Consider the following 13,899-nt stretch of genomic DNA (forward strand, 5'->3'; position numbering starts at 1 on the left):
CAACGAGCGGACGCCTGGGGTTGATTCTGAACTCGCCGAAGAAATCCTTGTCATCGGCCTCTACCTTGGTGGGGCTGGCGAAAAGCCGGTCGAGCAGCCGTGTATAGCGCGGCGCAATGAACATATAGACATAGTCGCCGGCCTTGATGCGCCCGGCATACTGAAACCGCATCGATTGCCCGTCCCGCACGATCAGCGAGGGACGCGCCCAGCGCGGCAGCCTTTCGCCCTCGGCCACCGGGCTCCCCTCGACAACGTGGTAGACGATCAATTCGTGATGCGCGCTGCCCGGCAATTCGAGCCCGACGCGCTCGACCGGACCGATGCGCGGCGGCACGATCAGGCCCAGCCATTGCGCCATGGGCCGGATGGTCCAGCCCTGCACCAAAAGCGAGGTCAGAACGATGATGAAGGCGGTGTTGAACAGCACGGCCCCGTTTTCGAGCAACGCGATCAGCGGCAGGATGGCCAGAAGGATCGAGACCGCGCCGCGCAGGCCCACCCAGGAAATGAACGCGATCTCGTCGCGCTGATACTGGAACGCCAGAAGGCACAGCCACACCGCGACCGGCCGCGCCACAAACATCAAGAACAGCGCCAGCGCCACAGCCGGCAGCGCCACCTCGCCGAACTGGGAGGGGCTGGCCAGGAGCCCCAGGATGAGGAACATGACGATCTGGGCCAGCCATGTCATCCCGTCCTGGAACCGCACCAGCGTCGCCCGCGCCCGCACCCGGCGATTGCCCGCCACCAGCCCCGCCACATAGGCGGCAAGTGCGCCCGATCCTCCAAGCAGCCCGGTAAAGGCAAACAGCAGCACCGCCATGCCCAGAACGATGATGGGATAGAGCGCGCCCTCCAGTTCCACCCGGTTGATGATGAAAACGATCGCCGCTCCCCCCGCGATACCCAGCGTCACCCCCAGCCCCATCTGCAACCCGAACCCCACGACAAATTCATGGGTGAACCCGGTGATGCCCGACCCCGAGGCCAGCAGTTCCACGAACATGATGGTCAGAAAGATCGCCATCGGATCGTTCGATCCCGACTCCACTTCGAGCGTCGAGCGCACCTTGTCGCGAATGGTGATGCCGCCCACGCGCAAAAGGAAAAACACCGCCGCCGCGTCGGTCGAGGAAACGATGGCGCCCATCAAAAGCCCCTCGGCCCAACCGAACCCGAACATCAACCGTGCCGCCATGCCCACGATCGCCGTGGTCAACAGCACCCCCACCGTCGCCAGAACGATCGATGGCGCCGCCGCCTGCCGGAACGATTTCAGCGAGGTGCCGAACCCCGAATCGAAAAGAATGACCGCAAGCGCCAGCGAGCCCACGAAATAGGCGGTGTTGACGTCGGAAAATTCGATCCCCAGCCCGTCGCTGCCCGCGCCCAGGCCGATGCCCAGAAACAACAGCAGCAAGGGTGCCCCGAAGCGGAACGCCACGAGACTGGTAAAAACCGAAACGACGATGAGCGCCGCGCCCACCAGGAGCAGCGGATAAATCCAGTCGATCATCCCCAAATGACCCGATCTAAAATGTTTGGCAGCCGGCCGAACCGGCCGCGGAGGCAAAGAAAGTCAATAACGGCAATGATTACGGCGCCAATGCGTCGCGTCCACCCCCGCCGGGGCAAAAAAACGCTTTGGCGGCAAAAAATTAGCAGGCCCGGCCCGGATTTGTCGCTGTCAGGGATCGAGACGCCCCTTGCGCCGCTTGATGCGCCCGATAATATCGAAATCCCCGGACTTTTTCTCCCTGGACGCTGGAGGTCCTCGATCATGTCGACAAAATTCTCATTGCTGAGCCGCCTGGCCGTTGCCGCATCGCTCGCTACCGCGCTTGGTATCGGCACGGCGCACGCTCAGGAAAAAACGCCTGACGATCCGCGCCTGTTCGCGCCGGGCCAACTCACCGTCGCGACATCCGATCCGGTGTTTCCCCCCTGGATGATGGACAACGATCCCTCGAACGGGGAAGGCTTTGAAAGCGCTTTCGTTTATGCGCTGGCCGAAAAGATGGGCTTTGCACCCGAGGATGTGGTCTGGGTGCGCGAAACCTTCGATCAGGCCATAGCGCCCGGCGCCAAGGATTACGATTTCGGCATCCAGCAGATCTCGGTCACCGAGGATCGCGCCCAGATCGCCACCTTCTCGGACGTCTATTACCAGCCGCAAAAAGCCGTGGTCGCCATGCCCGGCTCGGCCGTCGAAGAGGCGACAAGCTTTGCCGATTTGCGCGAGGTGCGCTGGGGCGTGATGATCGGCACCACCGATCTCGACTATGTCGAAGACATCATCGGCGTTGACGAACCCGCCGTCTATAACGACCAGGTCGGCCTGTTCCAGGCCCTGCAGGGCAACCAGATCGATGCTGTGGCCACCGAATTGCCCACAGCACTCTACCTCACCGCCGTCCAGGTGCCAGACGCCACCATCGCCGCCATCCTGCCGCCCGATGAGAACGATTACGGCCACGGCCTGATCTTCGAGCAGGGCAACGACCTTGTCGAATGGGTCAACGAGGCCATCGCCGAACTCAAATCCGAAAGCGTCATCGACGCGCTGGTCGCTCAATATCTGATTGCCGATCCCGACCTGCCGGTCATCACCGAATGAGTTCTGGACTACCGCCGCAAGGCATCGATCCCGACGCGGCCCCCCAACCGGGGCCGCGTCGGCCTCTCCCCCCGGCAAAAAAGAAACTGCGCGCCAGGGATCGCTACCTGCCCGCCATCATCTCGATTGTCATGGTCGCCGTGGTTTTCGGCGCCATCGCCTATGCCGTGACCTCGGCCGAACAATGGCCCCGCATCGCGCGGCAGTTTTTCGATCTCAACGCCATGGCGGTCTCGTTCCCCCAGGTGCTGCGCGGCTTCTGGCTCAATCTTCAGGTCTGGGTGATCTGCCTGTTCGCCATCATGGCGTGGGGGCTGGTTCTCGCCCTGTTCCGCTCGCTGACCGGTCCGTGGTTCGCGCCGCTGCGGGTGTTTACAGTGGTCTATATCGACCTCTTCCGCGGTCTGCCGGTCCTTTTGCTTGTCTTGATCTTCGGCTTCGGCATTCCGGCACTCAACCTTCCGGGCCTGCCCAATTCGGCGCTGTTCTGGGGCGCCACCGCCATGGTGGTTTCCTACGCCGCCTATTCGGCCGAAATCTATCGCTCCGGCATCGAGGCCGTCCATGACGGCCAGAGTGCCGCCGCCAGAGCCCTTGGCCTCTCCCAATGGCAGACCATGCGCTACGCCATCCTGCCCCAGGCCATCCGCAACGTCATGCCCGTGCTCCTCAACCTCGCCGTCGCCCTGCAAAAGGACGTGGCGCTGCTTTCGGTCATCGGCGTGCGCGACGCTGTCCGCGAGGCCCAGATCTATACCGCCCAGACCTTCAACTATTCTTCGCTGATTGCCGCCGCGCTGCTGTTTCTTGTTGCGACCATCCCGATGGCCCGCCTCACCGACTACCTGACAAAAAGAGACCGTCAGCGCCGCCTGCAGGGGGCCTCTTGACCAACGACCGCATAACCATTTCCGGTCTCACCAAATATTATGGTGAGACCCTCGTTCTCGACGACATCAATCTCGCCATCGCGCCCCACGAGGTCGTGTGCCTGATCGGCGCCTCGGGGTCGGGCAAGTCAACTCTTCTGCGCTGCATCAACCGGCTGACCGAATTCGATCACGGCACCATCGCACTGGACGGAAAATCCCTCGAAGACCCCTCCTGGGGCCGCAATGGCGTCTATCGCAGGATCGGCATCGTCTTCCAGTCCTACAACCTCTTTCCCCATATGAGCGTGATGGAAAACATCACCCTGGCCCCGCTCAAGGTTCACGGCATTTCAAGGTCCGAGGCGCAGGCCACCGCCCGCGAACTGCTGACCGCCTTCGGCATGGCCGAGTTCGAAAACGCCTATCCCGAACAACTTTCGGGCGGCCAGCAACAGCGCGTCGCCATCGTACGCGCCTTGGCCACCCAGCCCGAGGTCATGCTGTTCGATGAGGTGACCGCCGCGCTCGATCCCGAACTGGTCGGCGAGGTGCTCGCCATCATCCGCCGGCTCAAATCCGATGGCATGACCATGGTCATCGTCACCCACGAAATGGGTTTCGCCCGCGACGTCGCCGACCGCGTCTGCTTTCTCGACGGCGGCCGCATCGTAGAAGAAGCCGAACCCAAAACCCTGTTCTCGAACCCCCAGAACCCCCGCACGCAGAAATTCCTGCAGCGCATCATCGAGGCTGGACGGCTTTAATCCCGCGCCACGGCCTTCCAGCACATATCCGCGATCCAGGCGTATTCGCTGTCCTCGATCGGCGTCGGATCGAGCCGGCGGCGCTTGATCGTGTGGCGGATGGCCCCGCGCACAAAGCTCCCCAAAAGATAGGCCCGCCCCTCGCGCACCACCCCGGCTTCCCGCGCGCCTTCAAACAGAACGCGCGTATAGTCGACGAACCCCGAAAACGTCGCCGCGATCTCGGTAAGGCTCAATTCGGGAGAATTGTCGAGATATTCAAACAGCTTGGCCCGTTCGGCATCGGCCGCGATAAACGCGATATATCGTGCGATATAGCCCTTTATCCGGTCCTCATGGCTGACCGCCTGATCGTGCTCGACCACCACCGCCCGCGACATCTGTTCGCCGACCCGCACATAGACGCCAAGCACCAGCGCGCCCTTTGAGGGAAAGTAGTTATAGAGCGATCCCGTGGCCACGCCCGCCCGCTCGGCAATCGCAGCCATCGAGCACTGCAAACCGTTTTCCACAATCAATTGAGCCGCAGCATCGAGGATTCTGTCCTTCTTGCCGATCGTCGCTTCCATACTGAATGAACCTTCATTCACCTGTCATGTTCCGACGGTAGCTGTGTTTGCAGCCGGGCACAAGTCTTTCGCCCAAAGCGCGGGGTGCGCGCCGAAAGACGATCGGCTCAGGGCGTCCCAGGTGGACGCAATGCCATCAACATCAGGACACGCGTCATGACCGATCTCTTCACCTTCGTCCATCTTACCGATCTCCATATCGGCAATCCCGACATCGTCGACGATCACCTGTTTTCCGATACCACGGCCAATCTCAAGGCCCTGCTGGCCGACATCAAGACCCTGGTGCCCCAGCCCAAATTCATCGTCGCCACCGGCGATCTGACCAATCAGGGCGATGCGGGTTCCTATCGCAACCTCAAGGCCATCCTCGACGAAGCGGCCCTTGAAATTCCCCTGTTCTTCGCGCTCGGCAATCACGACAAGCGCGAGGGCTTTTACACCGGCATGCTCGGTCGCACCCAAGACCTCGCCGCTCCGTTCTTTCATGCGCAGGTGATCGACGGCATCCACCTCATCACGCTCGATTCGAGCGCTCCGGGCAAGGTCGGCGGCTCGATCGAGCCCGAACAGTTCGCCTGGCTCGAAGGCGAACTCGATGCCCATCCCGACCTCCCCAAGCTGATCGCCGTCCACCACGCCCCCGCGCTCGATGAGGACAGGCCCGATATGGAATGGGAAAGCCTCACCATCGCCGACACCCGCAAGCTGGCTGACCTGCTTGCCGGCCGCAATATCCTCGGCATTCTCTCGGGCCACATCCATTTCGACCGCGTTTCCAACTGGCACGGCATTCCCGTCGTCGTCGGCATCGGCACCCACGCCGCCACCGACGTCACCTATCTCCATGAAGGCATGCGCATGGTCGAGGGCGCCTCTCTTGCGCTTGGCACCATCCGCCCCTCGGGCCTGACCATTTCCTTTGTGCCCCAGCCCTCGCAACGGCGCGAACTCAACAGCTTCACCTTTGCGGGCATGGCCGAAATGCTCCGCAAATACGAAGCCACCCAGGCCGCAGAATAAGGAAATTCCAGATGAACCGCAGAACCCTTCTTTTGGCCGCCTCGGCCACCCTCGTCCTGGCCGGCGCATTGCCCGCCACCGCCCAGACCATCCCGTCCACCATCGACGAGCCGGTCACCATCACGTTCTACAACTACAATCTCGGCTCTGCCGGCCTCGGCGCGGACGCGACCCGCAATCTGATCGATGAGTTCATGGCCGCCAACCCCAACGTCACCGTCGAAGGCATCGGCGCCGCGGCGGGCGATTTCCAGGCCCGCGTTCAGGCCGACCTGGCCGCCGGGCAGCCCGTCGATCTGGTCCAGATGGTGTTTTCCGACCTCGATTTCACCGCAAGCAACTTCGGTGCCGTAGCGCTCGAGGACATCGTGCCCGCCGACGAGCTCGACGCCCATTTCGAGGGCATGGTGCCCAATGGACTCGATCTGGGACGCCTCGACGGCAAAACCTATTCTCTGGCCTATACCTTTTCCACGCCAGTCCTGTTCTACAACGCCGATATCTTCCGCGCCGCCGGTCTCGATCCCGACCAGCCGCCCAAGACCTGGGACGAAGTCCTCCAAACCGCTCTGGCCATCCAGGAGAACACCGACAAGACCGGCTTTGCCGCCGGCATCTTCGGCCCCAGCGCCATGGATTGGCTCTTCCAGGGCGTTGTGCGGTCCAATGGCGGCGAAGTCCTCTCGCGTGATCGCACGGCGCTCAAATTCGCCGAGCCCGAGGCCGTCGAGGCCGTGCAGATGCTGCGCGACATGTATGATGCGGGCGCCTTCGAACCCCTCGACATCACCGCGGCCCTCGAAGGCATGTCGGCCGGCAATATCGGCATGTACCTCCAGACCAGTGCTATACAGGGCTCACTTGTTGCCGGTGCGCAGGACAATTTCGAATTGCGCGCCTCCACAATGCCCAGCTTCGGCGACAAGCCGGTCCGGCCCAACAATTCGGACAGCGGGCTGACCATTCTGGCCCAGGATCCGCTCAAGCAACGCGCCGCGTGGGAACTGATGAAGTTCCTCACCTCCGAGCATGGCTACACAATCATCACCTCCGAGATCGGCTATCTGCCGCTCCGCCCGGCCATCGTCGATGACCCGCGCTACCTCAAGGATTGGGTCCAGGACCACCCCCTCATCCAGCCCAATCTCGACCAGCTCGCCATTCTCGAGCCCTGGGATTCAATGCCCGGCCCCAACTATCGCCAGATCGTGAGCCTGATGATGGATGCCGCTGAAATGGCCGTCTATGGCGGCGTCGACGTCGAAGCGACGCTGGCCGATGCCCAGGCCAACGCCCAGGCTCTGATGCCCTGACAGCCCGGCCGGCGGCAGCCCCCCGCCGGCCGCCGTTTCCATTGTCTATGACCGCCCCGCGCGGCCCGGAAAAGGACATCCCATGCTGCCCCGTTCAACCATCGCCACCCTCGCCGTTTCGACGGCGCTTTTCGCAACGCCCGTCTGGGCCCAGGCCATGCCGGCCACCGTCGACCAGCCGGTCGAAATCACCTATTACAACTACAACCTCGCCTCCACAGGCATTGGCGCTGAAGCCACAAGCGGCATGATCGCAGAGTTCGAGGCGGCCAATCCCAACATCACCGTCAATGCCGTGCCGGTTCAATCCACCGAAATGGTGTCGCGCACTCAGGCCGATCTGGCCGCCGGCATCGGCCCGGACGTCACCCAGACCGTGTTCGACGATCTGGCCTATACGATCGACAATTTCGGCGCCGTCGCGCTCGAAGACATCGTCCCCGCCGAGGAACTCGCCGCCCATTTCGAGGGCATGTCCGAAAACGGGCTGAATCTGGGGCGCCTTAACGGCAAGGCCTATGCGCTGGCCTATACCTTCTCGACCCCGGTCCTGTTCTATAACGCCGATCTGTTCCGTGCCGCCGGGCTCGATCCCGACCAGCCTCCCTCAACATGGGACGCGCTGCGCGAAGCCGGCCTTGCCATCGCCGAACAGACCGATGCCAGCCCCTTTGAAGCGGCCATCGTCGGGGCCGGTTCGGGGGGCGATGACTGGGTGCTGCAAAGCGTCATCCTCTCCAATGGCGGACGCACGTTGTCCCAGGACCGCACAACGCTCACCTTCGCCGAACCTGAGGCCGTCCAGGCCGTGCAGATGATGCGCGACCTTCACGACGCCGGCGTTTACGGCGCCACCGATCTGGGCTCGTCAATGGAATCCATGGCCGCGGGTCAGCTCGCCATGTACCTCACCTCCTCGGTGCTCCAGGCCTACCTCATCGCCGGCTCGGACGGAAAATTCGAGCTGCGCTCGGCCGCAATGCCCGGCTTTGGCGATCGTCCCGCCTCCCCCACCAATTCGGGTTCGGGCCTCGTCATTCACACCGCCGATCCGCTCAAGCAGCGCGCCGCCTGGGAATTGATGAAGTTCATGACCTCGCGTGAGGCCTATACCACCATCACCTCCCAGATCGGTTACGTCCCCTTGCGCACCGACATCGTCACCGACCCCGCCTATCTGGGCGATTGGGTTGCAGACCACCCCCTGGTCCAGCCCAATCTCGACCAGCTCGAACGGCTCGAGCCCTGGGTCGCTTACCCCGGCCCCAACTACCGCCAGATCAATTCGCTGATGATGGATGCGATGGAAATGGCCGTCTTCGGCGGCGCCGATGTCGAGGCCACGCTGGCCCAGGCTCAGGCCAACGCCCAGTCCCTGATGCCCTGATCCCCCGGCCGCGTGGGCATCACCCTCGCGGCCATCCCTTCACGATTTCGCGGTGCTCGCTCATGGCCGACATCTCAGCAAATACTCTCCTGACGCTTCCAAAGCGCAAGCGGCGCCTCAAGGCCGACGATCGCTATCTCATTGCGCCCTGGCTTTATCTCCTGCCCGCCGCGCTCGGGCTTGCCATCTGGGTCTATTGGCCGCTCCTCGATGCTTTCCGGCTCAGCCTTTACCAATGGAACATGCTGCCCACCACGGCACCGCAATTTGTCGGCCTGTCCAATTTCACCAACATCTTTGCCCTGCCCAAATTCTGGCAGGCCGTGCGCAACACCGGCATTTACGTTCTGGGCCTGCTGCCGCTCGCCGTCATCATCCCGCTGGCCATCGCCATCTACACTCATGACCTGCCCGACCGGGCGCGCAACATCTATCGGGCCATAATCTTCGTGCCCATGATCATCGCCCCCGTCGTTGCCGCCGCCGTCTGGCGCTGGCTGCTCGATCCGGGCCACGGCATGGTCAATCAGGCCATCGCCGGGCTCGGCGGCGAGCCCGTGCGGTTCCTTGCCGATCCCGCCATTGCCATCTGGACCATCATCGTTCTCACCGGCTGGAAGCTGATCGGGTTTTCAACGCTGATCCTTTCGGCCGCCAACGCCAACATCAATCCCTCTCTCATCGAAGCCGCCCGCATGGATGGCGCGTCGAAATGGGAGATCATCCGCGACATCCGGCTCCCTTTGCTCATGAACACCGTGCTGTTTCTTGTGATGATGACCATTCTGCTGGGCGCCCAATGGAGCTTTTCCTACATCAACGTTTTGACCGGCGGCGGTCCGCTCGGCTCGACCACCAACATCTTCTACGTGCTCTGGGAATTTGGATTTTCCTCGATGTCGGTGGGCTGGAGTTCGGCCGCCGCCGTCATCTTGTTCCTCGGCTTCGGCGCGCTGGCCTTCGTGCTCTTCCGCCTTATGGAGAGGTACTCGTTCTATGACAACTGACACACTGACCGCCCCGCTTTCGGTGCCGGCCGCCCGGCCGCGCCGCCGCACCCGCTCTCTCGCCTCGCGCCGGCTCAACACCGGCCTTGGCCACGCTCTGATGGCCGTGCTGTCGCTGTTCTGCCTGTTCCCGGTCTATTGGATGGTCGTCACCTCCCTGCGCCCCGCCAACCAGATCTTTGAGACCGCGCTGCTGCCCACTTCGGCTTCGCTCGACAATTACATCTACGCGCTCAACGCCATTCCCGTGCTCCAGATGCTCTGGAACACGCTTCTGGTCTCGGTGATCGTCACCATTATCCAGCTCGCCACCGGCCTTTTCGCCGCCTATGCCTTCGCGCGCTGGCGGTTCCCGTTCGACAAGCTCGTCTATTCGCTGATCGCGCTCACCTGGCTGGTGCCCTTTCAGGTGGTGATGATCCCCAATTATCTGATCGTCGCCCGGCTCGGCCTGCTCGATTCCCTGCCCGCGCTGATCCTGCCCAATGTCGCCTCCGCCCTGGCGGTGATGCTGCTCTACCAGACCATGCGCTCCTTCCCCAAGGAGGTGATCGAGGCCGCCCGCATGGATGGCGCGCGCAGCTGGCGCATCCTGTGGGACGTGCTCGCCCCCAATCTGACCGGCATCCTCGCCTCGCTCGCCATCCTCATCTTCATTTCGACCTGGAACGATTATTTCTGGCCCCTGCTGCTCACCCGCTCGGCTGAAAACAGCGTCATCCAGATCGGCATCCAGATGTTCATGACATCGGAGGGCACACAGTGGGGCCCGCTCATGGCCGCCTCCACAATGGCCAGCCTTCCCGTGCTCGCCATCTACATCGTCCTGCAGCGCCAGGTCATCCAGTCCTTCATGAAATCAGGAATACGCTAAGATGAATTCCCCGCTCACCCGCTCGATCCCCGTCAAGGGTGCCTACAACGTCCGCGACCTGGGCGGTTATCCGATTGCCGACGCCGAAACCCTCTGGCGCCGCGTGCTGCGCGCCGATGCCCTGCACCGGCTCGACGCCGACGATGTCGCCATGCTCATCGATGCCGGGGTCACCACCGTTGTCGATCTGCGCCACGATCATGAATTGGCCGAACAGCCCAATCCCCTCGCCGGCCACCCGGCCGTCAGCTACCACAACGTTTCCCTGTTTGCCGATCTCGCCCCGACCGTCACCCCGGGCGAAGACGCTCTGCTCACCCTTTATCTCAAGGCACTCGATGAGCGCGGCGAAACCATCGCCCGCGTCCTCACCCTGATCGCCGAAGCCGGCGATGGCGCGGTGCTGTTCCACTGCACCGCCGGCAAGGACCGCACCGGGGTCATCGCCGCCCTGCTCTTGACCATCGCCGGTGTGGAAACCGCGCTGATCGTCGAGGACTACGCGCTCACCGCCCAGATGATCGAACCCATGGTCGACGAGCTTGTCGAAGGCGCCCGCGCCCGCGGCATAGACCCCGAACGCTTCATGCCGTTCCTGGCCTCCGAGCCCCAAACCATGGCGCTCACCATCGCCCATATCGAAACCACCTATGGCTCGGTCGCCGCCTATCTGCGGTCCATCGGGCTTTCGGACACCACCATCGCCCGGCTCCGGGCACGTCTTGCGGGAGATTGAAATGGCTCACCTCACCATCTCTGACGTCAGGAAATCCTACGACGGCAAACAGGTTCTCCACGGCATCGACATCGAGATCGACAACGGCCAGTTCGTCGTCATCGTCGGCCCCTCGGGCTGCGGCAAATCCACCCTCTTGCGCATGATCGCCGGGCTGGAAGCGATCACCGCGGGCGACATCGCCATCGACGACGAGATCATCAACGACATCGACCCCGCCGATCGCGGCTGCGCCATGGTGTTCCAGAACTATGCGCTTTATCCCCACATGACGGTTGCCGAAAACATTGGCTACCCCCTAAAGATCGCCCGGCTTCCAAAGCCCGAGCGCGCGCGCCGCGTCAGCGACGCAGCCACCGTTCTGGGCCTCACCGACTATCTCGACCGCCGCCCCGGCCAGCTTTCGGGCGGCCAGCGCCAGCGCGTCGCCATGGGCCGCGCCATCGTGCGCGAACCCGCCGTGTTCCTGTTCGATGAACCGCTCTCCAATCTCGACGCCAAGCTGCGCGTCCAGATGCGCATCGAGATCAAGAAACTCCACAAGCGCTTGGGCGCCACCTCGATCTTCGTCACCCACGACCAGGTCGAGGCCATGACCCTGGCCGACAAGCTCATCGTCATGAACAAGGGCCATGTCGAACAGATCGGCTCGCCAGGCGAAATCTACAAGAACCCCGCCTCGACCTTCGTCGCCCAGTTCATGGGCGCCCCGGCCATGAACATGACCGGGGGCGAAATGCTCGACGCGACCACCCTCGCCCTCGATATCGCTCCCACCCAGCATTTCCGCCTGCCCACCGCGCTCCCCGGCACGCCGGGCCGCATCACCATCGGCGCTCGCCCCGAAGCCATAACCCTTTGCTCCAGGGAAACGGGCCTTCCCGCCCAGATCGAGCTGATCGAGGAACTCGGCGGCAGCCGTGTCGCCTATTGCGCGCTCGCCGACACCGAATTTGCCGTTGTCGTCGGCCCGGAAGTCGAGATCGGAGAGGGCGATATCGTCGGACTTCATATCCCCACCACCGCCCTGCACCTGTTCGACGCCCAGACCGGCAAACGCCTGGAGCTGGCCCCGACCCACCAAAAAACCCGCCTCGAACAGGCCGTCGCCTAGAGCGCGTCCAGAGCCTGTGTACGGCGGCTTATACAAACACAGGGCCGCATTTAACGAAGTGGTCAGATATATCATGCGAGGTTTTTTGCGGGGACGCTTCTTTGATCATTGAGGAAGCGAATGAAACTAATTCAAAGCCTCAAAATGCTGCTAGCCGCGGACGCAGCAGGATCAGCTCCGATACCCATTTCGGAAAATGCCCGAATAGGCCGGGAAAATCCGCAGCCAGCGAAAGCCGACAGCCCGGTTGCTGCCGTTTTCGAACGGGATCTCGAAAATCTCGTTGAGAACCTGGGCACCGCTGAAAGGCCGCTCGTTACCGGCTCCATGGAGCTTCTGGGTCTTGATGAAGTCAGAGCCTGTCTGGGAGCCAAGTGGAACAGGCTTGCCGATCAAGCGCTTGCGATAGCCACAGCAGAGATTAAGCGGTATCTTTCCGATCAGGATTTCTTCAAACCTGAAAGCGAAACGCGCTTTCTGATCTGTTTTGCCTCGCTCAATCGCGAGCAGGCGATGCACAAGGCAAGCCTGATTGCACGCGCGATACGCGCGCGGCTGCTCGATGAACTCCCCGAGATCGAAGAGCAGACCTCCGTGGAGCGGTTTGTCACCGAAGTGGACCCCAAGGATCTGGCTGGCAGGGGGCGTGGGCTGGCTGATCGCCTGGCAGCGACGCTCGAGAGAATTCAGGGAGAGCTGGAGGTCGCTGTAGCGGTTCAGCGGCGAACCACCATTAAGGATTTTCAACTGCTCTTTGCGCCCATATGGGAGGTCTCCACCCACGTAACGACCTTCAATCGATGCCAGGCCGATACCGCTTCTGTCAGCGGCGCTTTGGCCAGGATGAGAACCATAGCTGACAACGATCAGGTTCAAAAAATGCGCGGGGAACTCGATTGCATGATCCTCGCCCGTGGGGTTGAGCGGCTTCACGGCTCCCTCAGGTCTGATGCGTCTGTTTCACTGCTCGTGCCGCTCACTTTCAGCACATTTCTTGATCCCGATACTGCGCGGGATTATCTCAAGATTCTGGCCTCAGTGCCTGCCATCTATCGCAATCGCATCGTGCTTGAGCTTCGTGGCATCGGCAACGGCGTGACTATAAGCGACATTCTCTCATTGCGAGACCGGGTAAGCGGCACCACCGACCGCATCGTTGCCGAGATAACCGAAGACAGCGCGCTTCTGCCGATATTTGAACCTGGCGATATTTTTGGCATTTCGTTCGATCTGAGCACACTGGGGAGCGGCGGAACCTGCTCCTCGCAGCGCCTGCGCAAAATTGTCCAGATGGCAGACCAGGCAAGTCTTGCCAGTTATGCACACAGTGCCAATACCCTGGGGGTAGCTAGCGCGGCGATACGAGCGGGGTTTCAGTTCATTGACGGTCCTGCCGTCCATCTCAACGTGACTGAACCTCGGCCAGCGACCCGGCTCAAACCCATGGTCGACATGAGCGAAGCGGCCCCAAGGGATCGCGCCGCGCGTGATAGCGTTTCAAATACGCAAACCGGTGCAAAAAGGCAGGCACCAACCGCCCGGCCAGGCGTGTTGCGCTAGAGCGCGTCCAGCAAAAGCATGTCCTCGACGCGATCGGGGATGGAAACGGTTTTGCGGTTC

13 protein-coding genes are annotated in these 13,899 nt (G+C 62.3%); 11 read left to right on the forward strand and 2 right to left on the reverse strand.

Annotated features, from left to right (window positions below):
- Nucleotides 1-1,516: potassium/proton antiporter (locus AACZ55_RS11985; RefSeq protein WP_339646356.1), on the reverse strand; the 1,516-nt coding region annotated here is incomplete at its 3' end.
- Nucleotides 1,517-1,783: 267 nt separating this feature from the next.
- On the opposite strand from AACZ55_RS11985, the gene AACZ55_RS11990 reads away from it, so the two are divergent.
- From AACZ55_RS11990 to AACZ55_RS12000, 3 genes are read left to right on the forward strand one after another with little or no spacing between them, the layout of a single operon-like run.
- Nucleotides 1,784-2,620: an ABC transporter substrate-binding protein gene (locus AACZ55_RS11990; protein ID WP_339646358.1), complete on the forward strand. Its 837-nt coding sequence runs from the start codon at nucleotides 1,784-1,786 to the stop codon at nucleotides 2,618-2,620.
- A complete protein-coding gene (locus AACZ55_RS11995; protein ID WP_339646360.1) occupies nucleotides 2,617-3,510 on the forward strand; it encodes an amino acid ABC transporter permease in 894 nt (297 codons plus the stop codon). The genes AACZ55_RS11990 and AACZ55_RS11995 overlap by 4 nt, the downstream gene beginning before the upstream one ends.
- Nucleotides 3,507-4,256, forward strand: a complete 750-nt coding sequence (locus AACZ55_RS12000) for an amino acid ABC transporter ATP-binding protein (RefSeq protein ID WP_338609185.1) — start codon at nucleotides 3,507-3,509, stop codon at nucleotides 4,254-4,256. The genes AACZ55_RS11995 and AACZ55_RS12000 overlap by 4 nt, the downstream gene beginning before the upstream one ends.
- Here AACZ55_RS12000 and AACZ55_RS12005 read toward each other — a convergent pair.
- The gene (locus AACZ55_RS12005; protein WP_338609183.1) at nucleotides 4,253-4,825 is read right to left on the reverse strand and encodes a TetR/AcrR family transcriptional regulator; all 573 of its coding nucleotides are present in this window, start codon (nucleotides 4,823-4,825) and stop codon (nucleotides 4,253-4,255) included. The two genes, AACZ55_RS12000 and AACZ55_RS12005, sit on opposite strands and share 4 nt — an antisense overlap.
- A gap of 156 nt (nucleotides 4,826-4,981) precedes the next feature.
- Here AACZ55_RS12005 and AACZ55_RS12010 point away from each other — a divergent pair, with 156 nt between their 5' ends.
- The 8 genes from AACZ55_RS12010 to AACZ55_RS12045 all read left to right on the forward strand — a co-directional run bounded on the left by AACZ55_RS12010 (nucleotide 4,982) and on the right by AACZ55_RS12045 (nucleotide 13,839).
- Nucleotides 4,982-5,848: a metallophosphoesterase gene (locus AACZ55_RS12010; protein WP_338609182.1), complete on the forward strand. Its 867-nt coding sequence runs from the start codon at nucleotides 4,982-4,984 to the stop codon at nucleotides 5,846-5,848.
- A gap of 11 nt (nucleotides 5,849-5,859) precedes the next feature.
- Nucleotides 5,860-7,161 (forward strand): ABC transporter substrate-binding protein, encoded by a 1,302-nt coding sequence (locus AACZ55_RS12015; protein WP_339646363.1) that lies wholly within the window; start codon nucleotides 5,860-5,862, stop codon nucleotides 7,159-7,161.
- A gap of 82 nt (nucleotides 7,162-7,243) precedes the next feature.
- Nucleotides 7,244-8,548 carry an ABC transporter substrate-binding protein gene (locus AACZ55_RS12020; protein ID WP_339646365.1) on the forward strand — a complete coding sequence of 435 codons (1,305 nt, stop codon included), beginning with the start codon at nucleotides 7,244-7,246 and terminating at the stop codon, nucleotides 8,546-8,548.
- 62 nt (nucleotides 8,549-8,610) lie between these two features.
- Nucleotides 8,611-9,555: a sugar ABC transporter permease gene (locus AACZ55_RS12025; protein ID WP_339646367.1), complete on the forward strand. Its 945-nt coding sequence runs from the start codon at nucleotides 8,611-8,613 to the stop codon at nucleotides 9,553-9,555.
- Nucleotides 9,545-10,429: a carbohydrate ABC transporter permease gene (locus AACZ55_RS12030; RefSeq protein WP_339646369.1), complete on the forward strand. Its 885-nt coding sequence runs from the start codon at nucleotides 9,545-9,547 to the stop codon at nucleotides 10,427-10,429. Before AACZ55_RS12025 ends, AACZ55_RS12030 begins: the two co-directional genes overlap by 11 nt.
- Nucleotide 10,430: 1 nt before the next feature.
- Nucleotides 10,431-11,165, forward strand: a complete 735-nt coding sequence (locus AACZ55_RS12035; RefSeq protein ID WP_339646371.1) for a tyrosine-protein phosphatase — start codon at nucleotides 10,431-10,433, stop codon at nucleotides 11,163-11,165.
- Between the two features lies 1 nt (nucleotide 11,166).
- Complete coding sequence (gene ugpC, locus AACZ55_RS12040) at nucleotides 11,167-12,279, forward strand: sn-glycerol-3-phosphate ABC transporter ATP-binding protein UgpC (protein ID WP_339646373.1); 1,113 nt, start codon at nucleotides 11,167-11,169, stop codon at nucleotides 12,277-12,279.
- A 120-nt stretch (nucleotides 12,280-12,399) separates the two neighbouring features.
- The gene (locus AACZ55_RS12045) at nucleotides 12,400-13,839 is read left to right on the forward strand and encodes a hypothetical protein (protein ID WP_339646375.1); all 1,440 of its coding nucleotides are present in this window, start codon (nucleotides 12,400-12,402) and stop codon (nucleotides 13,837-13,839) included.
- Nucleotides 13,840-13,899 lie beyond the last annotated feature (60 nt).

The sequence above is a fragment of the uncultured Pelagibacterium sp. genome, assembly GCF_963972885.1.
In the GTDB taxonomy this organism is placed as follows: domain Bacteria; phylum Pseudomonadota; class Alphaproteobacteria; order Rhizobiales; family Devosiaceae; genus Pelagibacterium; species Pelagibacterium nitratireducens.

Excerpts from the sequence above, each read along its gene's own strand:
- AACZ55_RS12045 (WP_339646375.1), top strand. The coding sequence starts at position 12,400 with ATGAAACTAATTCAAAGCCTCAAAATGCTGCTAGCCGCGGACGCAGCA.
- AACZ55_RS12015 (WP_339646363.1), top strand. The coding sequence starts at position 5,860 with ATGAACCGCAGAACCCTTCTTTTGGCCGCCTCGGCCACCCTCGTCCTG.
- AACZ55_RS12005 (WP_338609183.1), bottom strand. The coding sequence starts at position 4,825 with ATGGAAGCGACGATCGGCAAGAAGGACAGAATCCTCGATGCTGCGGCT.
- AACZ55_RS12020 (WP_339646365.1), top strand. The coding sequence starts at position 7,244 with ATGCTGCCCCGTTCAACCATCGCCACCCTCGCCGTTTCGACGGCGCTT.
- AACZ55_RS12030 (WP_339646369.1), top strand. The coding sequence starts at position 9,545 with ATGACAACTGACACACTGACCGCCCCGCTTTCGGTGCCGGCCGCCCGG.
- AACZ55_RS12025 (WP_339646367.1), top strand. The coding sequence starts at position 8,611 with ATGGCCGACATCTCAGCAAATACTCTCCTGACGCTTCCAAAGCGCAAG.
- AACZ55_RS12010 (WP_338609182.1), top strand. The coding sequence starts at position 4,982 with ATGACCGATCTCTTCACCTTCGTCCATCTTACCGATCTCCATATCGGC.
- AACZ55_RS11995 (WP_339646360.1), top strand. The coding sequence starts at position 2,617 with ATGAGTTCTGGACTACCGCCGCAAGGCATCGATCCCGACGCGGCCCCC.
- AACZ55_RS11990 (WP_339646358.1), top strand. The coding sequence starts at position 1,784 with ATGTCGACAAAATTCTCATTGCTGAGCCGCCTGGCCGTTGCCGCATCG.
- ugpC (WP_339646373.1), top strand. The coding sequence starts at position 11,167 with ATGGCTCACCTCACCATCTCTGACGTCAGGAAATCCTACGACGGCAAA.
- AACZ55_RS12035 (WP_339646371.1), top strand. The coding sequence starts at position 10,431 with ATGAATTCCCCGCTCACCCGCTCGATCCCCGTCAAGGGTGCCTACAAC.